This is a genomic window from Flavobacterium sp. WC2416 (assembly GCF_041200095.1).
In the GTDB taxonomy this organism is placed as follows: Bacteria; Bacteroidota; Bacteroidia; order Flavobacteriales; family Flavobacteriaceae; genus Flavobacterium.
In genome coordinates, this window is sequence record NZ_CP165626.1 from 106,262 (window position 1) to 129,325 (window position 23,064).

The following is a 23,064-nucleotide window of genomic DNA, read 5'->3' on the forward strand; positions in this document are numbered from 1 at the left end:
ATTCAAAAACCTAATGAAATAAATATTCATTGTAATTCAGCATCATTATTTCATCATTTATAAAAATAACAGTATAATTTCTAAATTATCTCTTTTTCAAATAGTCCAATTTTCACATTAAAAAACTATTTTTGCACTTTATAATTATAACTACACATGAACACAACAAAAACAATTCAATCTGCGTTAATTTCAGTCTTTTCAAAAGAAGGCCTTGAACCAATTGTAAGACTACTAAATAGTCAAAATGTTACACTTTATTCAACAGGAGGAACTGAAGATTTTATAAAAAACTTAGGAATCCCCGTTATCCCAGTTGAAGATGTTACATCATACCCTTCAATTCTAGGTGGAAGAGTAAAAACATTGCATCCAAAAGTTTTTGGTGGAATTTTAAATCGTCAAGACAATCCAAGTGACGTGCAACAAATGGAAGAATTTAATATTCCGCAAATTGACTTAGTAATTGTTGATTTATACCCTTTTGAAAAAACAGTAGCCTCTGGAGCAAGTGAATCTGACATTATTGAAAAAATCGATATTGGTGGAATCTCTTTAATTCGTGCTGCTGCAAAAAACTTTAACGATACTGTCATTGTAGCTTCTGTAGATGAATATAGTTCTCTTTTAGATTTAATTACAAAACAAAATGGAGCAACTACTCTTGCCGATAGAAAATTATTAGCAACAAAAGCATTTCACGTTTCTTCACACTACGATACTGCAATATTTAATTATTTCAATACTGACGAAACTATTTATAAAGAAAGTATTTCTAATGGTCAAGTTTTAAGATACGGTGAAAACCCTCATCAAAAAGGATATTTCTTTGGTGATTTTGACGCCATGTTCAATAAAATACACGGTAAAGAATTATCATACAATAATTTACTTGACGTTGATGCTGCAGTAAATTTAATTAATGAATTCAAAACTGACGGTCCTACTTTTGCAATATTAAAACACAATAATGCATGTGGATTAGCATCTAGAAATACAATTAGCGAAGCGTACAACGCAGCACTGGCTTGTGACCCAACATCCGCTTTTGGTGGAGTATTAATTGCAAATACAAAAATTGATGTAGCAACTGCTACCGAAATTAATAAATTATTTTGCGAAGTTGTTATCGCACCTGAATATGATGCAGATGCAATTAGCATTTTACAAGAAAAGAAAAACAGAATTATATTAGTTCAAAATGAAGTCGCTTTACCAGCAAAACAAGTGAGAACTTGTTTAAACGGATTGCTTATTCAAGAAAGAAATAATATCACAGACAATAAAGACGATTTAAAAACCGTTACCCTAACAAGTCCTACTGAACAAGAAATTCAGGATTTAATTTTTGCATCTAAAGTTTGTAAAAATACTAAATCTAACACGATCGTTTTTGCTAAAAACGGAACACTTATTTCTTCTGGAACAGGACAAACCTCAAGAGTAGACGCTTTGTTACAAGCAATTGAAAAAGCAAAAACATTTGGATTTGATTTACACGGCGCTTCAATGGCAAGCGATGCTTTTTTTCCATTCCCAGACTGTGTGGAAATTGCAAAAAAAGCGGGTATAACAGCCGTAATTCAACCTGGAGGATCGATAAAAGACGAATTAAGCATCAACTATTGTAATGAAAATAAAGTTGCAATGGTATTTACTGGAACACGTCATTTTAAACATTAATTTGTCTAACTTTGTATGCTCCTAATTTTTAACTTTTAAACCCCTGAAAAACTTATGGGATTTTTTGATTTCATGACCGAGGATATCGCGATAGACCTTGGAACCGCAAACACTTTAATCATACACAATGATAAAGTTGTAATAGACAGCCCATCAATTGTTGCCAGAGATAGAATTTCTGGTAAAATAATTGCTGTTGGTAAAGAAGCCAACTTGATGCAGGGTAAAACACATGAAAACATTAAGACAATAAGGCCTTTGAAAGATGGTGTAATTGCCGACTTTGATGCTTCAGAAAAAATGATTAGTATGTTTATAAAAAGCATACCAGCATTGAAAAAAAGAATGTTTACTCCTGCGCTTAGGATGGTGGTTTGTATTCCATCAGGAATTACCGAAGTGGAGATGAGAGCCGTTAAGGAATCTTGTGAAAGAGTAAATGGTAAAGAAGTGTACCTAATCCATGAACCTATGGCTGCGGCAATCGGTATTGGAATCGACATTATGCAACCAAAAGGAAACATGATTGTAGATATAGGTGGTGGAACTACTGAAATTGCTGTAATTGCGTTAGGCGGAATCGTGTGTGACAAATCAGTAAAAATTGCTGGTGATGTTTTCACAAATGACATCGTATATTATATGCGTACACAACACAACCTCTTTGTTGGAGAAAGTACTGCTGAGAAAATAAAAATCCAAATTGGTGCTGCTATAGAAGATTTAGAAACTCCTCCAGAAGACATGTCTGTTCAAGGAAGAGATTTACTTACTGGTAAACCAAAACAAGTAGAAGTTTCCTATAGAGAGATAGCAAAAGCATTAGACAAATCAATTCAAAGAATTGAAGACGCTGTAATGGAAACTCTATCACAAACCCCTCCAGAATTAGCTGCCGACATTTACAACACAGGTATATACCTTGCTGGTGGTGGATCAATGTTAAGAGGTCTAGATAAAAGAATTTCTCAAAAAACAGACTTACCTGTTTATATTGCAGAAGACCCTTTAAGAGCAGTAGTTCGTGGAACAGGAATGGCACTTAAAAACATTACAAAATTTAAAAGTATCTTAATTAAATAAGACCTTTCTTAGATGCACAATTTCATTAAACTCTGAAAATAATTTTTAAAGTTTAATGAAATTACATCTTGAAACAAAATAACAAACTTAGAAATGCAGCAAATATTTAATTTTATATTTAAAAACAGTAATAGAATACTGTTTTTGCTGTTATTATGCATTTCGTTTTCGTTAACGATACAATCTCATTCTTATCACAAAAGCAAAATAATAAGTTCCGCTAATTTTTTAAGCGGGGGTGTTTATGAGAAAATCAATGACGTAAGTGAATATTTCAATTTGAGAACACAAAATGATGCATTAGCAATTGAGAATGCTAGACTAAAAAGTCTATTATTTAAAACTGTAGACTCTTCTGCCATCAAAAATTTTGAAAACCAAAAAACAACCTTGCCTGAAGATATCATTGTATCGAAAGTAATCCACAATTCCTATAACGTTCATGAAAATTTCCTGACCTTAAACTCTGGCTCTCTTCAAGGAGTTAAATCAGATATGGGAGTCGTTAACAACCTTGGAATAGTGGGGATAATTGATAATACTTCTCCAAGCTATTCTACAGTTATAAGCATTTTGAATGTAAAGTCTCAAATCAATGCTAAAATTAAAAAATCAAATCATTTTGGATCTTTAGTTTGGAATGGAAAAAGTACAGGTTACGTTCAATTGATAGACGTTCCTAGGCTTGCATCTGTAAGAAAAGGAGACACTATCGTAACTGGTGGACAATCAGTAATCTTTCCAGAAAACATTAACATTGGTACAATTAACAAAATTTACATTGATAATCAAACCAATTATTATACTTTAGATATTAAACTTTTTAACGACATGACTAATTTAGGCCATGTTTATATCATAAAAAGTAAAGATAGAGATGAACTTAATAACCTAGAAAAAACAACGAAAAATGAATAGCACTTTGTTAGTCAATGTTTCTCGGTTTATTTTATTATTAGCCATCCAAATAATTATATTTAACAATATGAATTTTCTGGGGTTTATAATTCCACTTCCGTATATCTTATTTATAATATTATACCCCGTGAACGGGAACAAATCTGGCTTACTTTTTGCTAGTTTTTTATTGGGTTTGACAATGGATCTTTTTCTAAATTCAGGCGGAGTTCACGCAACTGCTTGTTTAGTCCTAGCATACATGAGACCGTCCATTTTTAAATTTTCATTTGGAGTGAGTTATGAATACCAGACCATAAAAATCAATGATGTTTTAACACCCGAAAGGTTTTCGTTTATATTCCTTTCTGTTATTATTCATCACATAACAATGTTCTTATTAGAAGCTTTTCAAGTCAGTTTCTTTTTGGACATACTAATCCGAACTCTTTTGAGTGCAGTTTTTACCATAATTAGTTGTATTATTATCATTTACATTATTAAGCCTAACAAACGATGAGAAAATTATTGCTGCCTTCTTTAATTATTGTTGCAGCATCATTGCTAGTGATTCGGATCTTTTATTTGCAAGTTATCAATGATACCTTCAAATTAAAATCCGATAATAATGCGATTAAGATAAAATACGATTACCCTGAAAGAGGTTATATCTACGACAGAAATGGAAAACTATTAGTAGCAAATCAAGCGTCATACGATATCATGGTAATTCCTAGAGAATTAAAGAATATCGATACTTTAGAGTTCTGTCAACTACTAAATATCACCAAAGAAGATTATATTAAAAAAATTGCAAAAGCTAAAATTTACAGCCCACGCTTGCCTTCTGTTTTCTTACCTCAGTTAAACAAAAGTGAATTTGCTGCTTTTCAAGAGAAAATACGAAAATTTGAAGGTTTCTATTTTCAAAAACGTTCTCTACGCGACTATGAAGTCGATTTTGGAGCAAATGTTTTTGGTTTTATCACACAGGTTAATGACAAATTAATAGCAAAAAACCCATATTATAACAGCGGTGACTTAATAGGAAAACAAGGAGTAGAAGAAAGCTATGAAAACATTTTGCGCGGAATTAAAGGGGTGAAATACTTTCAAAAAGACAAATACAATCGTGAAATAGGCTCTTACAAAGACGGAAAATACGATACGATTGCCGTTCAAGGAGAAGATATCAATTTAACTTTAGACGCTGAACTTCAAAGATATGGAGAACAGCTAATGATAAATAAAAGAGGTGGAATTGTAGCTATTGAACCTAGTACAGGTGAAATATTAGCACTAGTAACTGCTCCATCTTATGACCCTTCTATTTTAGTTGGTAGACAACGTTCTAAAAATTACACCTTACTATATAGAGACTCGATAGCAAAACCGCTATATGATAGAGGATTACTAGCGGAATATCCTCCAGGATCACCATTTAAAATCCTGACTGGATTGATTGGACTGCAAGAAGGTGTTATTGATGAACAAACTTCTTTTATGTGCCATCATGGTTTTAGTTATGCACGAGGTCGTTTTATGAAATGTCATGGTTTTGGCCCTCATAATTTACATAATGGAATCTATAACTCTTGTAATACTTATTTTGCAAATGTGTATATGCGTACCATAAACAAATTTGTAAAACCAGCCTATGCAGTTGATGTATGGAGCGATCACGTGAAAAGTTTTGGATTGGGTGATTTTATGGGATACGACTTACCTACTGGAAAAAGAGGAAATGTTCCCGATTCTAAAACATATAAGAAAATTTACCCTAATGGTGGATGGAGAAGTACAACGATTATTTCAAACTCTATTGGACAAGGGGAAGTTTTAATGACACCAATACAATTAGCTAATATGATGGCTACCGTAGCAAACGAAGGATACTACTATACGCCTCACATTATAAAAAAAATAAAAGGAACAAATATAGATCCTAAATTCAAAGTAAAACATCAGACCACCATTGACAAAAAATATTTCAAACCAATGATAAGTGGCTTGTTTGACGTATACAATTTAGGAACTGCAAGAGGACTTAATGTACCTGGTATTGACATTTGTGGTAAAACAGGAACAGCTGAAAATTATGCCAAAATTGATGGGAAAAGAGTAAAACTAGAAGATCACTCTATTTTTGTTGCCTTTGCACCAAAAGACAACCCTAAGATTGCAATTGCGATCCTTGTCGAAAATGGTGGGTACGGAGCTACGATTGCAGGTCCCATTGCGAGTTTAATGATTGAAAAGTACCTAAGAAAAAAAATAACAAGAACCGATTTAGAAAAGAGAATACTAGAAAGAAGCTTAAAAGACCGCTATGCAAAACTAGGTGGAATGAAAGAAGCTAGTGCCATTGAAACAACACCTAAAGATTCAATATCTAAATTAAAGGTAACGACAAATTCAACTGTTCAGATAGACTCAACAAATCAAAATTAATAAGCGATTCGTTTCAAATGAAAAACCAAAGTATAAAGAAAAATCTTGACTGGACATGTGTCATCATTTATAGCGTATTAGTGATAATGGGTTGGTTAAACATCTATTCATCATCTCTATCCTCTATTGAAGATACTTACCAAAAACAGCTTGTTTTTATCTTACTAACGATTCCTTTAATATTCATAATACTCGCCATTGACGGTAAATTTTATGAAAAATATGCCAGTATTATTTTTGGATTTGCTTTACTTACTTTGGCAGGGCTTTTCCTTTTTGGAAAAACAATAGCAGGACAAAGATGCTGGTATGCCATCGGAAGTTTCACTATCCAACCTTCTGAATTTGCGAAAGCAGCTACTTCACTAGCGATTGCAAAATATTTAAGTGATTCACAAATTAATCTAAAAGATGTAAACAGGCAAATACAAGCACTTGCAATTGTTTTTCTTCCAGTACTTCTAATATTACCACAGCCCGATCCGGGAAGTGCCCTTATTTATAGTATTTTTATAATTGTTTTATATCGTGAAGGACTTCCATCATGGTACGTATGGACTGGTTTTGTTACTATCCTTTTATTTGTATTAACGCTTGTCTTAGAACCTCAATATGTTATTCTATTAGCATTATTAGTTATTTTAATCGTTCATTTTAAATCAAGGCTTGGCGATAGAAACATAGTCTTAAGTGCAATTCTTTTTTCAGTCATTTCTGGCTTTGTTTTATCCGTAAATTATGTGTTTCAAAATGTATTCAAACAGCATCACCGCGATCGTTTCAACATTTTATTGGGAAAAACTGTCGACTTAAAGGGAATTGGATATAATACGAATCAATCAGAAATTGCTATAGGCTCTGGAGGATGGTTAGGAAAGGGTTTTCTAGAAGGAACGCAAACAAAAGGTGGTTTTGTACCAGAACAACATACTGATTACATATTTACCACTGTAGGAGAAGAATGGGGCTTTGCAGGCTCTCTAGTAGTAATTGCGCTATTCGTGAGTTTATTTCTAAGAGTAATTTATCTTGCTGAAAGACAAAAAACGAAATTCAGTAGAGTTTATGGTTATTGTGTAGCAGGAATTCTATTTATACATTTCTTTGTCAACATCGCCATGGTTATTGGCATTTTCCCAACAATTGGGGTGCCTTTACCTTTCTTTTCATATGGAGGCTCTGGTCTTTGGGGATTCACTATTTTGCTTTTTATCTTTTTAAAGATGGATGCAAACAAAGTCAATGAATGGTAAAATATAGTGTACAGTTAATTGAAAATCCACGATTTATAATCAGTTCGTTTTTCTAGACTTGATTCTAATTCATCATCAAGTTTAGGGAAAAAATCTATGCCCGTTAAGTTTTCAATACTATCAACTGAAACTACATAAGTATATAATGGCTTATCACTTCCTTTATTAGGAATTAAAAAAGCAATCATTTTACAATTACCATTGGAATCATCTAAAATTATTTTATAAAAATATTCTGGAACAACTACTTTTTGGGTTCCAATAGTCTTGCTAGTTTTATTAAGAATTCCTCCTGTAACCACATAAACACCGTCATATCGTGATGCCCAATAGCGTACTTTTTGCTCTAATCTATTCCAAATTCCCGCATTGAATTCATGGTCTTGAGGAGAAATATTCGAAGTGAAAAAAGTATCATTATACGCATTTTCTTCAAACTCCATATCTCCTGCTGGACAAAGATGCCCTTTGTCATATCCACTTTTCTTATAATTTCTCCAATCTGCAGAACCTGTTCTAACTTTTGGATCAACTATAAAGAAAGGTCGTTTAAAATTGTTATTCTTCACATAATCCTTCTTTAACTGATAGGCCAACCATTCAGCCTGCTCCGCTTCTTCATTATATGAAAGTGTGAAATAAGAATGCTTAATGACTTGGTGAGTTGTAGATGTAGGTAAGTAATCGAGAACAGTTCTACTAGTTAACTTTTCCGTTGAAGCAGTAGTAACCATCTCTTTTGGGCTATTTACTTGTTCTAAAGAAAATGAATCTACCTCTTTATTATCCATCTTACAAGAAACAAAACCACCAATTAAAATAAATAGTACTGCTTTAAAAATGTGTTTTCCCATGTTCTTAAATAATTTCTATAAACATAAGAATAAATAATAAGTATTGAAACATATTAAAAAAGGGTCCAACTTTATGTTTAAAGTTGGACCCCGATCTATATAAATGAAAGTTTTTTTTAGGATTTAGCCAGTTTTTCTTTTTTTAATTTTTCTGACATATTTTTCTTCACAATAGGCTTAGATTGCAAATCATCCAAAACATTCAAAGCTTCTTCTACATAAATATCTTTAGATAATCCTTCATGCCAACGATCTCTTTTCTCTTTCAAAATACTGTCTTTATCCATTTGAGCTACTTCATAAGGTAACGAAGAAAAGTGCAATGTATTTTTATATTGCGAAATAGGTCTGTATTTTTTAGACTTCTCCTCTATATCATTTTGAGCAATTTTAAACTTATCTATATTCAAACTATAGGTGTTATCTTCACTTCTGCTATCAATCCATTTTGCATTTTCTTCAATTAATTTAAACTGAGGGTTTTTCTCAATTCTTGTCTTACTATTTAAAATAGCCTTATTAAAGTTCTCTGTTTTATTCCAAACAGTATAAGTAGCTGGATCTATTTTATCCCATGGCATTGCATTATCAACATCGCGTTCACCCATTTTTAAATAAGCATATCGATCTGGCATTACAACGTCACTACTCACGCCGTCCAACTGAGTTGAACCTCCATTAATTCTATAAAATTTTTGAGTAGTTGTTTTTAACGCACCTAAATCTCCTACTGAACTATTACGTACAAACTGATTTAAATCAATCACATTTTGTACTGTTCCTTTACCGTAGGTCTGTTTACTACCAATAATAATTCCTCTTTTGTAGTCTTGAATAGCTGCCGCTAAAATTTCTGAAGCTGAAGCTGAAAAACTATTGACCATTATCACTAAAGGACCGTCCCATTCTATTTTACTATCTCTATCGAATAAAACCTCTTTTTTTCTTCCAGCAGATTTAATTTGTACAATTGGACCTTGCTCAATGAATAATCCAGCAATATCAACAACCGTTGATAAAGATCCACCACCATCATCACGTACATCCAAAACGATTCCGCTAACTCCTGCTTTTTTAAGTCGTTCTACTTCAAGAGCGATATCTTTACCTGCATCTCTACCGTCTTTATTTTCAAAATCGATATAAAACTTAGGCAAATAGATTACACCATATTTCAATCCGTTTTTCTCTACAACACTTGACTTGGCGTATGTCTCCTCAATTTCTACAATATCTCTAATTATAGAAATAACTTTAATTGTTCCATCCACTTTTTTTACGGTAAGACGAACTTCAGTTCCCTTTGGCCCTTTTATTTTTTTTACAACATCATCAAGACGCATTCCTACCACATCTACTGGCTCCGCATTTCCCTGTGCTACTTTCATTACTAAATCTCCTGATTCTAATTGTTTGCCTCTCCATGCTGGACCACCAGAAATTAACTCAGAAATCTCTGTAAAGTCGTTTTTCTTTTGTAAACGAGCACCTATGCCTTCTAACTTCCCACTAATACTAACATCAAAACGCTCTTTTTCTTCTGGAGCAAAATAATTAGTATGTGGATCAAAACGAGCCGTAATTGAATTAACATAAACAGAGAACCAATCATTCCTATCCAAATCATTCATGAAACCAAAATATTCATCAAGTGATTTCTTAGCACTTTCACGAGTTTCTTTTTCTAATTCAGCAACCGTTTTCACCTTACCTGTATCAGCAGATGTATTGTTTTTTTTATAAAAATCATCGTCAATTTTATCTCCAGATTTTAAGCCAACTAAACTATCAGAATCAGCTGATGCCGTAATTCCTTTACTTTTATTCTCTTGAATTCTAAGACGGTCTGTCAAAGAAGATAGTGTAGATAATTTAATTTGTTTGCGCCATCTATCCTTTAATTCAGCATTATTTTTAGCATAAGGTGCTTTTACATAATCCGTGTTAAAGCTTTCATCAACTGAATAATCAAATGGCACTGCAAGAATATCTTTGTATAATTTTTTACTTTCCTCCATTCGCTTCATCAAGCGATCATACGTCAAATTAAAGAACGTTAAATCCTTATTGATCAATTCATCATCTAATTCAGTTTCATACTTTGAAAATTCATCGATGTCTGATTGAAGAAAAAATCGTTTTGAGGGATCTAAAGCTTGAATATAATCTTTATAGATTCCTTTTGAGAATGTATCATCAATTGCCGCAGGGTTATAGTGTCCTTTTTCAATAACAAAAGTTAATAATTCTAAAAGTAATTTATCTTTATCAGGATCATTCTCGTTAGAAGATTTAATTTTAAAAGCAAATAATGTAGCCGAAAGGAAAACAATTGCAAGGAGTATTTTATAATTTCTTTTCATAAAGTTAAGAATAGTATTCATCCAAAATTTTTAAACTAAGTTACGGTAAAAACTGTGCCAACAATAATAGACACGCCATAATTTTTTGTTAAAGATATAAAAAATGATTTTTGTTTTCTCTTTATATCTTCGCCAATCACTATTTTTTGTTTTACTTTGTTTGATAAAATAGACCCCAATTTTCATTCCATTTTGAAGACTAAAAATATAAAATCATGACTCAAGTTAAACCCTTAATTTTAATTACAAATGACGATGGTGTTTCGGCACCAGGTATCCGAGCATTAATTGACGTTATGTCAGAAATTGGCGAAGTTGTAATTGTCGCACCTGACAAGCCACAAAGTGCAATGGGACATGCTATTACAATCAACAATACATTATATCTAAATAAAATTTCAAAGGACAAAGATCGAATTACGGAATATAGCTGCTCTGGTACTCCAGTGGATTGTGTGAAGTTAGCTGTAAATGAAATATTAAAAAGAAAGCCTGATTTGTGTGTTTCTGGAATTAATCACGGGTCAAATTCATCCATAAATGTTATTTATTCAGGTACAATGAGTGCTGCTGTCGAAGCAGGAATTGAAGGCATTCCAGCCATTGGGTTCTCACTCTTAGATTATGATTGGAATGCTGATTTCGAAACTATTAAACCATTTGTAAAAAAAATAACAACAGAGGTTTTAGAAAAAGGATTGCCAAAAGACGTTGTATTGAATGTAAATTTTCCCAAATTAAAAAAAGAAAACATCAAAGGGATAAAAATTTGCCGTCAAGCAAAAGCACTTTGGGTTGAAAAATTCGACAAAAGACAAACACCGCAAGGAAGAGATTATTACTGGCTTGCTGGAGAATTTGTGAACCAAGACAAAGGTGAAGATACTGATGAATGGGCGTTAGGAAACGGATATATCTCAGTAGTTCCGGTACAATTTGACTTAACTGCTCACCATGCAACACAAGAACTTAACACCTGGAATTGGAATGAATAAAACAGACTTATTTATTGGGTTCCTACTTGGCCTTTTAGCTTCCTTTCTTGGTTGTTACTTATTTATTGTTTCTGCAACTCAATATAATTTTATTTCGGGTGTACAAATTATGAAATCGCAAGGCTCTTTGGGTAAACTTGTTACACTCGGTTCCATTTTGGACTTAATCCTATTTGCTATTTTATTAAAATCAAACAAAGAGGTGATGGCTAGAGGTGTCGTTTTGTCTGTTATTATTTTAACAATAATTACCGTGTTCCTATAAAATAAGAAACAATTTATTTGATTGATCCCTATTCTATACCTAATTTTGAATACTGAAGTTTTTATTAAACTCAAATCATAAAAATGAAATACTACATTCTAGCCGGAGAAGCATCAGGAGATTTGCATGGATCGAATTTGATAAAAGAACTATTCAAACAAGATACTAGCGCTCAAATAAGATGTTGGGGTGGTGATTTAATGCAACAAGCCGGAGCCGAATTAGTTTCTCATTACAAAGAACGTTCTTTTATGGGCTTTGCAGAGATTATAAAAAACCTCTCTTCTATCTTAGAATTCATTAAGCTTTGTAAACAAGATATTCAAGATTACAAACCAGATGCTTTAATATTTATTGACAATTCAGGATTTAATCTCCGAATTGCAAAGTGGGCAAAACCAGCAGGATACAACACCTTTTACTATATAAGTCCGCAAGTTTGGGCATCTAGACCAGGCAGAGTCGAAACCATAAAAAAAACAATTGATCATATGTATGTGGTATTGCCTTTTGTAAAACCATTCTACGAAAAATACAATTATAAAGTCACTTATGTGGGACATCCATTAATTGACGCCATTCATAATCACCCAGCTATAGACTCTGCAGTTTTTAAAAGGGAGAATCAATTGAGTGAAAAACCAATAATAGCATTACTGCCAGGTAGCCGTAAACAAGAAATTACTAAAATGCTTTCGGGAATGTTAAGCATTGTTGATGATTTTCCAGATTACCAATTTGTAATTGCAGGCGCACCCAGTCAAGATTATTCTTTTTACAAGCAATTCATACAGAATGAAAACATAAAATTCATCTCGAATAAAACCTATGATTTATTGAAGAATGCCACAGCAGCATTAGTCACTTCAGGAACAGCAACACTAGAAACTGCGTTATTTAAAGTTCCCGAAGTAGTATGCTACAAAGGAAGTTGGACTTCATACCAGATTGCTAAGCGCATTATTACACTAAAATACATTTCGCTAGTCAACCTAATAATGGATGAAGAAGTGGTAACTGAATTGATTCAAGAAAACTTTACAACTAAAAATATTAAAAAAGAATTGACAAAAATTCTAGAAAACAATTACCGAAAACAACTTTTGGAAAAATATGACTCGTTAGAAAAAAAATTAGGTGGAATTGGAGCTAGTGAAAAAACCGCTGGGTTAATCATTAAGGATTTAAAAGCCATTTTATAAACTTAACCTTAAAAAACTAATTTTGAAACAAGTACTCTGCTTTCTTCTCCTGATTGTTTTATTTACTTCATGTAAAACTTCTTCGAAAATTGTAACAACGAAAGGCAAAGACAACAACAGTTTGTCGACTAGAAAAATGAACCAACTTATTGACAATATAGTAGAATCAGCAACAGATAATATTGGTGTGAAATACAAAACTGCAGGAACAACCAGATCTGGTTTTGATTGTTCTGGATTAGTGTTTGCTACTTTTGAACACTATAATATTACACTCCCTCGAACTTCTTTTGAGCAATCTAAAACAGGAACCGATTTAGGAAAAAACACTGACAAAGCACATAAAGGAGATTTAATATTTTTTAGAACCAACAACAGATCCCAAATTAATCATGTGGGAATCATTACAGAAGTGACTGATGACGAAGTGAAATTTGTTCATGCCTCTACTTCCAAAGGAGTAATTATCTCTTCAACAAAACAACCTTACTACCAAAAAACATTTGCTCAGATCAATCGAATTTTAGAATAAAAAAAAATAATTTATTTCTTGTTAAAAAGCTGTACTTTAGAACTATGAAAGTACTGCAATTCCCTTTGGCCCGAATTACTTTTGGATTTATTCTAGGAATACTAGTTGCATTTTATGCCAAACCAGATATAAATTATCTTCTTGGATTGCTCTTTCTTTCCTTTTCCCTTTTTATTGTTAGCTACTTCACTCATAAAAGAACGATTTATTTCGGAATATGCACTTACTTATTCGTAGTATGCTTAGGAACAATTACTCAGACAGTCCATACCGATTCGTATCAAAAAAACAATTATATTCATAACGTTTCTGCTTTTGAAAAGCCACAACTGATAACACTTATCATCCGAGAGCAATTAAAAAAAACCAATTTTAACGACCGTTACATTGCAATAATAAATCAAATAGGCTCCGAAAAAAACTCGGGTAAAATAATAGTAAACCTACCTAAAGACAGTTTGAACCACACATTTGAAACGGGATCTTGCCTTCAAATTAAAGGCGTTTTAATTCGAAACAAAAATCCTGACAATCCCAATCAGTTTGATTACGGTAACTATTTAGAGCAAAAACAGATTTATGCCCAACTTTATGCTGATACCGAAGCCATAACTATTGGCTCTGTTTTTAAAAAAGACATTTGGTACTACATATCCAAATTGAGAAATAGCATAATTCACAATTTAGAAAAAAATAATTTCCACAAAAAAGAACTCAGTGTAGCTATTGCCTTAATAATGGGGCAGAGACAAGACATCTCACCCCAAATTATACAAGAATACCAATATGCAGGCGCAATCCATATTTTGTCGGTATCAGGACTTCATGTTGGTTTTATTTTGCTATTCCTAACTTTTATCCTTAAACCAATTCCAAATACAAAAAAAGGTGCTTTATTAAAATTAGTAATTATCATAACATGCTTATGGATTTTTGCCCTAATTGCAGGTTTGTCCCCATCGATTGTACGATCTGTAACCATGTTTTCCTTTGTAGCCATTGGATATCATTTAAGAAGATCCGTTAATATCTATCATACTTTACTAGTTTCTATATTACTGATACTTCTTTTTCAACCTTCCTTTTTATTTGATGTCGGTTTTCAACTGAGTTATGTCGCGTTGTTTTTTATTATCTGGTTTCAACCCCTATTAGCCTCCTTATGGTTGCCAAAGCAAAAGTTACATAAATATATTTGGGGAGCACTTACCGTTTCATTTGCTGCACAAATTGGAACCTTGCCTTTGAGCATCTATTACTTTCATCAATTTCCTGGCTTATTTTTTATAACAAATCTAATAATTATGCCCTTATTGAGTTTCATCATGGTAGTAGGGGTTTTGGTCATGATATTGGCTGCTTTTGATTATGTTCCTTTATTATTAGTAAAACCATTAGAATGGAGTATCTATTATTTAAATAAAATAATCACCACCATCGCTTCATTTGAAGAATTTGTAATTCATGACATTCCACTTAATTTTTATTTCTTATTAAGTTCTTACCTTCTAATAATTGCAAGTATTATTTGGTTCAAAAAACCAAATTTCAACAAATTAATCCTTGTACTAATTTCAATCATTGCTTTTCAAGTTTCATATATAAAAACAAAATGGGACGTTCAAAATCAAAACGAATGGATTGTTTTTAACCAAAAAAGAAAAACAATAATTGTAGAACGCCATGGAGAAAAGGCAACACTATTTACAAATGACACTAAAATAAAACCCAAAAACAACACTATACTTAAGTCTTACTTAGTAGGTAACTTTAGTGATGTAAAAAACAATGAAAAGCTAAAAAACCTAGCTTATTTTCACAGAAATAAAATTCTAATACTAGACAGTTTAGGATTGTACCCAAAAGACATAAGACCTGATATAGTTATTCTTATTCAATCACCAAAAATCAATATAGATCGAATGTTAGCCATTCTAAAACCAAAAATTATAGTGGCAGATGGATCAAACTATAAAAAAATTCAAAATAACTGGAAAGAAAGTTGCTTAAAGCAAAAAATCCCTTTCCACGCTACTGCCGAAAAGGGATTTTTTAAACTAAATTGAACTTATTTTTTTTTAATGATTCCATCTGCTACTGCAAGCCAAGCAGTAGGGCCTCCAGGAACATATCCAGTACTTCCTAAACCTTCAAAGTTCACTTTACCATCTTTGTCAATACCGTTAGCAAAATGAATAGTAGGAAATCCTTGAATAGCAAAAGCTTGTTGTAAATCATTATTTTGTTTCTTTATTTCGGGAGTCTGAGGTGTTCTTCTTGGATAATCTAATTCAACTAAAACAACGTTTTCTTTGGCCCATTTTGCAAATTCAGGAGTTAACAAAACTTCTTTTTGCAAACGGATACACCATCCACACCAATCACTACCCGTAAAAAACAATAGTAAAGGTTTGTGTTCTTTATTTCCAATAGCAATAGCTTCTTTAACATCTGTATGCCATTTCAAATCTTGTGCTTGTGTAGCAACAATTCCTATAAAGAATACTGCAATTAAATATATATTTTTCATAACTGATTTATTTTCTACAAATTTAAGCAAAAATAATACCACAAAATGTCGCCTACTTTACTCCGTGCATTAATTTTTTCATTAATGGAGACAATAGCACCATCAATAACCCTGCTCCTACAGGAACAATTGTAAAAATAAGGAAAAAAGTAGTTAAGCTATATTGCGCTGTAATGGTTTCAATCATACCTCCCATGGAACCTGCTAATTTATTTCCCATACCAATAAACAAGTAGTAAACTCCAAACATAATTCCAATCCAACTTGCAGGAACCAACTTACTAACATAAGACAATCCTACAGGAGAAATACATAATTCACCTAATGTATGAAACAAATACGCTGCTATTAACCAAAACATACTTACCCTAACAACAGAATCAGTATCAATACCCATACTTCCATATGCTAAAAAACCGAATCCTAACCCTAGTAAAGTAAGTCCTAAACCAAATTTCATCGGTCCAGAAAGATTGTATTTACTTTCCCACCATTTAGAAAAAATAGGGGCAAAAACAACAATAAATAAGGAGTTTAAAATTCCGAACCAAGTGGCTGGCACTTCTGTTTCTGGCGAATTATATTCTCTCATTACTTTCCAAAGTACGATTCCCCAAATGATTACAAAACTTAAAGAAAGTATAAGATTTCCCGTAGAGTATTTCTTAAACGTTTTAGAAAACAATTTAATCAATACATAAGTTATAATCAATAACGGTATAATCGTCAATAAGGTATCCGCAATTTTAAAAATGGAAGCATTGCTTCCAAATAATTCTCTTTGGGTAAATTTTTCAGCAAAAATGGTCATTGACCCTCCAGCTTGTTCAAATGCTGCCCAAAAGAAAACAGTAAAAATAGAAAAAATGATTACAGCAATAATTCTGTCTCGAATGACTTTTGGTGTTGTATTCTCTTTCGCTGCTTTATCTTTTGATTCTTGTTTAGAAGCAGCTGTTGGTTTTAAACCAATATCGCCAAAAATATTTTGGGTAAAATAGAATTGCAACATTCCGAAAAACATAAATATACCCGCTAAACCAAATCCCCAACTCCAAGATATTTTTTCTCCTATATAACCACAAAGCATGATTCCTAAAAAAGCACCAGCATTAACTCCCATATAATATAAAGAGAAAGCACCATCTTTTTTTTCTTCGTGCCCATCATAAGCATTTGAGATTATAGAAGTCATATTTGGTTTAAATAAACCATTACCTATAATTAGACATCCAATACCAATATATAAAAATAAAGGTGTCTCGACTGCCATAGAAGCATGACCCAAAGTCATTGCCAACGCACCTAAAATAACTGCCCATCTATACCCTAAATATTTATCAGCTAAAAAACCTCCAATAACAGGCGTAAAATAAACAGACATTGTATAGGTACCGTATAAACCCAAAGCATCTTCAACACTCCAAGCCCATCCTCCTTTAATAAGAGATGTAGTTAAAAACAAAACCAATAAAGCACGCATTCCATAATAAGAAAAACGCTCCCACATTTCAGTAAAAAATAACACAAACAGCCCTGCCGGATGTCCTAAAACATTATTTTCGAAAAACTCATCTTTAGTATTTTGACTCATGGTGTTCGTTTTATTTAGGTGTTTAAATTATAAATTATTTTTCGTTATCCTCTGCCCCATGAGTTAATCGTTTTAATGGTTTTAATAACATTAAAAACAACGCACCAATTATAATAGTAAAAACTAAGATTCCTAAAAACACAGCGTATTCTCCTAATTCACTTGCTGATTCACCAATGATACCAGCCACTTTATTTCCTAGCCCAGTCGCTGCAAAATAGACACCCATCATTAATGAAGCATATTTAACAGGCGATAGTTTGGTTATAAATGATAAAGCCACTGGAGAAATACATAATTCCCCGATGGTATGAAATAAATAAGCCATAACCAACCATAACATACTTGACGAACCTACTTTTTCAAATTCCATGGTAGCAAAAACCATGAATAAAAATCCAAATCCCATGATTACAATACCAATTGCCATTTTGAAAATTGAAGAAGCTTCTTTTCCTTTTAATTTACGTTTAGCCCAATAAGATGCTACAATTGCTGCAAATATAATGATAAACCCTGCATTTAAACTTTGGAACATAACCGTAGGAACCTGCATTCCTAAAAGCATTCTATCTGTTTTTGAATCAGCATATAAGTTCATTAATCCTCCAGCTTGCTCATAAGCACCCCAGAAAATAATCACCATAATAAAAGAAAGAAGTAAAACTAAAAAACGATCTTTATCTTTTTGCGAATCTAATTCTTTGTAAATCATCATCATTAAAGCAGCGATTACTGTTAAAAAAACAAACAACAATCCAAACCCCCAACCTAAACTATACCATCCAAAAACAGAAACTACAGTAAGAATTCCTGTAATAAACAATTGTGTTTTTGATTTCAATAAATTTTTAAAAAGTAAACCATATGAACTTTCGTCAACTACAGCAGTCTCTTGAACCTCAAGATTTCCCACATGCGTTAAGTATTTTTGACCCCATAAGTAAACAACTAATCCCAATACCATCGCAATTCCTGCTAATCCAAAACCAGCATGCCATCCCCATTGAGCAACAACAAATCCAATTACCATAGTAGCTAGTAGTGAACCTGTATTAATCCCAATATAGAAAATACTAAATCCTTTATCTCTTCTTATATCTCCTTGAGCATATAACCCACCTACCATAGTAGATATATTAGGTTTTAACAACCCAACTCCTAAGATCACCAAACCTAACCCTGTATAAAAAGCCCATGTATCTGTTAGTACCAAAACACCATGTCCTATACAAAGGATTACTGCACCTAATAAAACGGCTTTCTTTTGTCCCAATAATTTATCAGCAATCATTCCTCCTGGAATAGACATCACATAGACTAACATTGTGTACCAACCGTATAAAGCCAACGCTTCTTGACTAGTCCATCCTAAACCTGGTCCTCTTGCATCTCCCAATGTTTCTGTTGTCATATACAAAACCAGCAAAGCTCTCATTCCATAATAGGAAAAACGCTCCCACATTTCGGTGAAAAACAATATAAACAACCCAATTGGATGTCCGAATAAGGTCGATTTAGAATGATCTACTGTAGTGGTGTTTGACATAATTTATTTTTAGATTACTATTTTTTTTATTTAACTTCTTGCATTAATTTTTTAATAATTGGAGCCGAGAAAATTAAGATGACTCCTGCTATAATAGAATATATGGCCAATTCATAATATCCTTCGGTATAGGACTGAAGCTTTGTTACTAAAGTTGCTCCATTATTTCCTCTAGACATTTCCGCACCTAATTTACCCGCTGCAAACTGCCCAAAAGCACTAGCCAAAAACCACAATCCCATCATCATTCCAAAAAGTCGTTTAGGAGAAAGTTTTGTAATTATTGACATTCCTATCGGTCCTAAGCATAGTTCTCCTAATGTTGTGATTAAGTAAGCAAATGTAAATACGTTCAATGATGTGATCCCGTTTACATCAGCAAAAAAGCGAGTGTAATAAAAGATATAGAATGACAATCCTAGAAACAAAAACCCGATTCCAAACTTAATTACCGTATTAGGTTCTATTTTCTTTTTGGCTAACCACAACCATAACAGCCCTACTAAAGGGCTAAATATAATTACAAATAATGAATTCGAACTATTATTAACCACATTTGGGTCAATCTTAAAGAATAACAAGCTGTCATTAAGATTATCTTTTGCAAAAAGAGAAAGAGAACCGCCACTTTGTTCAAAAATTGCATTAAACAAAAAATAGAAAAACACAAATAGGAAAGCAGCTAAAAGCTTTTTTTGTAGGGTAATTTGCTTTAAATTAATAACTTCAAAAGCAAAGTATAAAAGAGCAATAACACCAATGGTATACATAAAGTAGTCTGTATAATCCGTGTTTTTTACCATTATAAATATGAAGGGTATGCATACTAACGAACCAATATATACAGCAATTTCTTGCATTTTCCTTTTGGATGCATCCAAAAGTAATAAAGGAGAATTTCCAATGGGACCAAGATGTTTTTTAGTAAATAAAAAGGTAAAAAGACCCAGAATCATTACTACCGCAGCAGATAAAAAACACAGTCTCCAAGAATAATATTTACCTAAATAAATACATAATGCACCTCCTAAAAGACCTCCTATATTAATACCCGCATAGAACATTCCATAACCAGCATCTCTACGATGATCACTCTCGTGATACAACTCTCCCACCATGGAAGAAATATTTGGTTTAAAAAAACCAGTGCCAATTATCGAAAAAGCGATCCCATAATAAAACAATTCTTGAGGAGAATAAGCAATTAGTAAATTCCCTAAAATCATAATAATACCTCCAAAGAACAAAGACTTTCTAAATCCTAAAATTTTATCGGCAAAAATACCCCCAATAAAAGTAAACGCATATACAAAAGCCTGAATGGCTCCATATTGTAAATTGGCAGCATCGTCTTTTAAGAAAAGTTGATCGACCATAAAGAAGGTCAAAACTCCCCGCATTCCATAAAAACAAAACCGTTCCCACATCTCTACCATAAACAAATACCACAATTGTTTTGGGTACTTGCCTTCAAAGTTTTGAATCTCTTCTAAAGTTGGACTTATCGTATTCATTTACAGATTATAGATTTTCTTTGATAAAATTAGTCATTTTATTGAATAACTGTATTCTAGTCATTCCACCGTAAATCCCGTGGTTTTTATCTGGATAAATTTGTGAATCAAATTGTTTGTTGGCTTGAATTAAAGCTTCCATCATTTGCATAGAATTTTGAACGTGTACATTATCATCTCCGCTTCCGTGAATTAAAAGAAACTTCCCTTTTAGTCTATCCACATAATTAATTGGTGAATTATCATCGTATCCATTTGCATTTTCTTGTGGTGTTTGCAAATATCTTTCGGTGTAGATACTATCATAGAATCTCCAGTTTGTTACTGGAGCAACTGCAATTGCCATTTTAAAAGTATCATTTCCTTTAAAAAGACAGTTAGAAGCCATAAATCCACCATAAGACCATCCAAATATTCCAATTCTAGATTTATCTACATAATTGTAATTCCCTATTACTTGAGCAGCATCAATTTGATCTTCTACTTCATATTTCCCTAATTGCAATTGAGTTACTTTTTTAAAATCGGCTCCTTTAAAACCAGTTCCTCTACCGTCTACACAAGCAACAATGTACCCTTGCTGTGTCAACATCATAAACCAATAATCATTAGCACTATTCCATTGATTTGCTACTTGTTGAGATCCTGGACCTGAATATTGATACATAAAAACAGGATATTTTTTAGTAGCATCAAAATCTTTTGGTTTCATTATCCAAGAATTTAGCTCATGCCCCTTAGCTGTTTTTAAAACAAAAAACTCTTTGGTAGGTACATCATATTTTTTCAGGCTTGAAGCCAATGCTGCATTATCTTCAATAACCTGCAATTGTTTTCCTGACTTGGCGTCATTTAGCGTATATCTAGTAGGTTGCGTTGTACTAGAAAATGTATTGATATAATATTGAAAATTCGGACTTAGTGTCGCGTCATTTGTCCCAACTTCATTAGATAAAACTTTTTTATTTTTTCCACTCAATGCAATACTGTACACTGATCTATTGATTGAACCATTCTCTGTAGATTGATAAAAAAGGGTACTTGTTTTTTCATCAAAACCGTAATAGGACGTTACTTCCCAATTCCCTTTGGTCACTTGGTTTTTCAACTTTCCATTTTTATCATAAACATAAATATGGTTGAAGCCATCTTTTTCACTAGTCCAAATAAAGCTATTATCTTTCAAGAAAGTTAGATTATCAGTAACATCAACGTATGCTTTGTCTTTTTCATTCAAAACCACTTTAGTCGTTCCCGTTGTTCCATCAACAAATAATAAATCTAAATTATCTTGGTGACGATTTAAAACCTGAGCCGATAATACATTAGCATCATTTGTCCATTGCATGCGAGCAATATAAAAATCATTGTATTTTCCTAGATTGATTTCTTTAGTTGCATTTAAAGTAGCATCATATACATGTAACGACACTACTGAATTTTTTTCACCTGGTTTTGGATATTTGAACGTTTCAATAGTAGGATACAACTCTTTTCCAAAGATGGACATCGAGAATTCAGGAACTTCACTTTCATCAAAACGGATATAAGCTAGTTTTTTACTGTCTTTACTCCAGTCAAATGCTTTTACAAAAGCAAATTCTTCCTCATAAACCCAGTCCGTAATTCCATTTATAATGGCGTTTTTCTTACCATCGGTAGTAATTTGAGTCGTTTTCTTTGTTGCCAATTCATAGACAAAAAGATTGTTGTCTTTTGCATAAGCTATTTTATTACCATCAGGAGAGAATGATGGCTCTTGAATTTGAAAATCAAACAACTTAGTCAATTCTTTGTTAGTCGTATTATATAAATAATAATCCGCTGTAAAAGAATGACGAAAAATTTGATTCGTGTTACAGGCTAACAAAATCATTTTTTCCGAAGCATCAAAAGTATAACTGTCGATCATTGGCAAATCTGCGTGATCTTTAGTATCAATTAAAGTTGCTGTTTTTTTCAAGCTAGCAAAATCATACAAATCAATTTGCATGCTTCTGTTTGCGTGATCCAAATTCAAAACGGTATATTGATTTGAATTTTTCATAGATTGCAATTCGTCCATTCCTTTGGCACGAAAAGTTCCGTTATAAATTTCAGTAACATTTATTTTTTGTTGTCCAAAAACAGTGAAACACAAAAATAAAAATAAGATCGAAAATTGTTTAGATTTCATACTATTGCTTTATATGTAAAAAAGAGTCCAATTTTAGTGAAAATTTTACAATTATCTCACATATGATATGTTAAATGTTAAAAATAAAGTCCAAAACACAACTTTAATGCAGATAATTTAATG

General features: G+C 32.5%; 18 protein-coding genes. 11 read left to right on the plus strand and 7 right to left on the minus strand.

Translation table 11 applies throughout. The annotated features are described in order from the left end of the window. Positions 1-156 precede the first annotated feature (156 nt). From purH to rodA, 6 genes are all read left to right on the plus strand, one after another. Positions 157-1,683 (plus strand): bifunctional phosphoribosylaminoimidazolecarboxamide formyltransferase/IMP cyclohydrolase, encoded by a 1,527-nt coding sequence (gene purH / locus AB3G39_RS00460; protein WP_369769628.1) that lies wholly within the window; start codon positions 157-159, stop codon positions 1,681-1,683. A gap of 54 nt (positions 1,684-1,737) precedes the next feature. Beyond that, entirely contained in the window at positions 1,738-2,766 is a 1,029-nt protein-coding gene (locus tag AB3G39_RS00465; RefSeq protein ID WP_367756870.1) for a rod shape-determining protein, read from the plus strand. 93 nt (positions 2,767-2,859) lie between these two features. Then, a complete protein-coding gene (mreC, locus tag AB3G39_RS00470; RefSeq protein ID WP_367756868.1) occupies positions 2,860-3,684 on the plus strand; it encodes a rod shape-determining protein MreC in 825 nt (274 codons plus the stop codon). Next, positions 3,677-4,183 (plus strand): rod shape-determining protein MreD, encoded by a 507-nt coding sequence (locus AB3G39_RS00475; RefSeq protein WP_367756866.1) that lies wholly within the window; start codon positions 3,677-3,679, stop codon positions 4,181-4,183. The genes mreC and AB3G39_RS00475 overlap by 8 nt, the downstream gene beginning before the upstream one ends. Continuing rightward, on the plus strand, positions 4,180-6,114 hold the full coding sequence (gene mrdA / locus AB3G39_RS00480) for a penicillin-binding protein 2 (RefSeq protein WP_367756864.1): 1,935 nt from the start codon (positions 4,180-4,182) through the stop codon (positions 6,112-6,114). Before AB3G39_RS00475 ends, mrdA begins: the two co-directional genes overlap by 4 nt. Positions 6,115-6,131: 17 nt before the next feature. Further along, positions 6,132-7,367, plus strand: a complete 1,236-nt coding sequence (gene rodA, locus AB3G39_RS00485) for a rod shape-determining protein RodA (protein ID WP_367756862.1) — start codon at positions 6,132-6,134, stop codon at positions 7,365-7,367. A gap of 14 nt (positions 7,368-7,381) precedes the next feature. Here rodA and AB3G39_RS00490 read toward each other — a convergent pair whose 3' ends face one another. Continuing rightward, on the minus strand, positions 7,382-8,221 hold the full coding sequence (locus AB3G39_RS00490; protein WP_369769629.1) for a DNA/RNA non-specific endonuclease: 840 nt from the start codon (positions 8,219-8,221) through the stop codon (positions 7,382-7,384). A 116-nt stretch (positions 8,222-8,337) separates the two neighbouring features. Then, on the minus strand, positions 8,338-10,605 hold the full coding sequence (locus AB3G39_RS00495) for a carboxy terminal-processing peptidase (RefSeq protein WP_369753035.1): 2,268 nt from the start codon (positions 10,603-10,605) through the stop codon (positions 8,338-8,340). A 194-nt stretch (positions 10,606-10,799) separates the two neighbouring features. Between AB3G39_RS00495 and surE the strand changes: the two genes are divergently transcribed. From surE to AB3G39_RS00520, 5 genes are all read left to right on the plus strand, one after another. Then, a complete protein-coding gene (gene surE, locus AB3G39_RS00500; protein WP_369769630.1) occupies positions 10,800-11,579 on the plus strand; it encodes a 5'/3'-nucleotidase SurE in 780 nt (259 codons plus the stop codon). Further along, positions 11,539-11,844, plus strand: a complete 306-nt coding sequence (locus AB3G39_RS00505) for a hypothetical protein (protein ID WP_369769631.1) — start codon at positions 11,539-11,541, stop codon at positions 11,842-11,844. The genes surE and AB3G39_RS00505 overlap by 41 nt, the downstream gene beginning before the upstream one ends. A gap of 83 nt (positions 11,845-11,927) precedes the next feature. Next, complete coding sequence (gene lpxB / locus AB3G39_RS00510) at positions 11,928-13,046, plus strand: lipid-A-disaccharide synthase (protein WP_369769632.1); 1,119 nt, start codon at positions 11,928-11,930, stop codon at positions 13,044-13,046. 22 nt (positions 13,047-13,068) lie between these two features. Then, positions 13,069-13,578 (plus strand): C40 family peptidase, encoded by a 510-nt coding sequence (locus tag AB3G39_RS00515; protein ID WP_369765767.1) that lies wholly within the window; start codon positions 13,069-13,071, stop codon positions 13,576-13,578. Positions 13,579-13,622: 44 nt separating this feature from the next. Next, positions 13,623-15,644: a ComEC/Rec2 family competence protein gene (locus AB3G39_RS00520; RefSeq protein WP_367773279.1), complete on the plus strand. Its 2,022-nt coding sequence runs from the start codon at positions 13,623-13,625 to the stop codon at positions 15,642-15,644. A gap of 2 nt (positions 15,645-15,646) precedes the next feature. Here AB3G39_RS00520 and AB3G39_RS00525 read toward each other — a convergent pair whose 3' ends face one another. Genes AB3G39_RS00525 through AB3G39_RS00545 form a run of 5 tightly spaced genes read right to left on the minus strand, consistent with a single transcriptional unit; the run spans position 15,647 to position 22,941 of the window. Beyond that, on the minus strand, positions 15,647-16,108 hold the full coding sequence (locus AB3G39_RS00525; RefSeq protein WP_367773276.1) for a thioredoxin family protein: 462 nt from the start codon (positions 16,106-16,108) through the stop codon (positions 15,647-15,649). Between the two features lie 52 nt (positions 16,109-16,160). Next, the gene (locus AB3G39_RS00530; protein WP_367773274.1) at positions 16,161-17,702 is read right to left on the minus strand and encodes a peptide MFS transporter; all 1,542 of its coding nucleotides are present in this window, start codon (positions 17,700-17,702) and stop codon (positions 16,161-16,163) included. Positions 17,703-17,736: 34 nt separating this feature from the next. Then, positions 17,737-19,251, minus strand: a complete 1,515-nt coding sequence (locus AB3G39_RS00535; RefSeq protein WP_367756844.1) for a peptide MFS transporter — start codon at positions 19,249-19,251, stop codon at positions 17,737-17,739. Positions 19,252-19,277: 26 nt separating this feature from the next. Then, complete coding sequence (locus AB3G39_RS00540) at positions 19,278-20,765, minus strand: peptide MFS transporter (protein WP_367756842.1); 1,488 nt, start codon at positions 20,763-20,765, stop codon at positions 19,278-19,280. Between the two features lie 7 nt (positions 20,766-20,772). Continuing rightward, positions 20,773-22,941: a S9 family peptidase gene (locus tag AB3G39_RS00545; protein ID WP_369765770.1), complete on the minus strand. Its 2,169-nt coding sequence runs from the start codon at positions 22,939-22,941 to the stop codon at positions 20,773-20,775. Positions 22,942-23,064: the final 123 nt, after the last annotated feature.

What these genes read in the sequence shown, in the direction of transcription:
- purH (WP_369769628.1), top strand. Translation starts at nt 157, where the DNA reads ATGAACACAACAAAAACAATTCAATCTGCGTTAATTTCAGTCTTTTCA.
- AB3G39_RS00465 (WP_367756870.1), top strand. Translation starts at nt 1,738, where the DNA reads ATGGGATTTTTTGATTTCATGACCGAGGATATCGCGATAGACCTTGGA.
- mreC (WP_367756868.1), top strand. Translation starts at nt 2,860, where the DNA reads ATGCAGCAAATATTTAATTTTATATTTAAAAACAGTAATAGAATACTG.
- AB3G39_RS00475 (WP_367756866.1), top strand. Translation starts at nt 3,677, where the DNA reads ATGAATAGCACTTTGTTAGTCAATGTTTCTCGGTTTATTTTATTATTA.
- mrdA (WP_367756864.1), top strand. Translation starts at nt 4,180, where the DNA reads ATGAGAAAATTATTGCTGCCTTCTTTAATTATTGTTGCAGCATCATTG.
- rodA (WP_367756862.1), top strand. Translation starts at nt 6,132, where the DNA reads ATGAAAAACCAAAGTATAAAGAAAAATCTTGACTGGACATGTGTCATC.
- AB3G39_RS00490 (WP_369769629.1), bottom strand. Translation starts at nt 8,221, where the DNA reads ATGGGAAAACACATTTTTAAAGCAGTACTATTTATTTTAATTGGTGGT.
- AB3G39_RS00495 (WP_369753035.1), bottom strand. Translation starts at nt 10,605, where the DNA reads ATGAATACTATTCTTAACTTTATGAAAAGAAATTATAAAATACTCCTT.
- surE (WP_369769630.1), top strand. Translation starts at nt 10,800, where the DNA reads ATGACTCAAGTTAAACCCTTAATTTTAATTACAAATGACGATGGTGTT.
- AB3G39_RS00505 (WP_369769631.1), top strand. Translation starts at nt 11,539, where the DNA reads ATGCAACACAAGAACTTAACACCTGGAATTGGAATGAATAAAACAGAC.
- lpxB (WP_369769632.1), top strand. Translation starts at nt 11,928, where the DNA reads ATGAAATACTACATTCTAGCCGGAGAAGCATCAGGAGATTTGCATGGA.
- AB3G39_RS00520 (WP_367773279.1), top strand. Translation starts at nt 13,623, where the DNA reads ATGAAAGTACTGCAATTCCCTTTGGCCCGAATTACTTTTGGATTTATT.
- AB3G39_RS00525 (WP_367773276.1), bottom strand. Translation starts at nt 16,108, where the DNA reads ATGAAAAATATATATTTAATTGCAGTATTCTTTATAGGAATTGTTGCT.
- AB3G39_RS00530 (WP_367773274.1), bottom strand. Translation starts at nt 17,702, where the DNA reads ATGAGTCAAAATACTAAAGATGAGTTTTTCGAAAATAATGTTTTAGGA.
- AB3G39_RS00535 (WP_367756844.1), bottom strand. Translation starts at nt 19,251, where the DNA reads ATGTCAAACACCACTACAGTAGATCATTCTAAATCGACCTTATTCGGA.
- AB3G39_RS00540 (WP_367756842.1), bottom strand. Translation starts at nt 20,765, where the DNA reads ATGAATACGATAAGTCCAACTTTAGAAGAGATTCAAAACTTTGAAGGC.
- AB3G39_RS00545 (WP_369765770.1), bottom strand. Translation starts at nt 22,941, where the DNA reads ATGAAATCTAAACAATTTTCGATCTTATTTTTATTTTTGTGTTTCACT.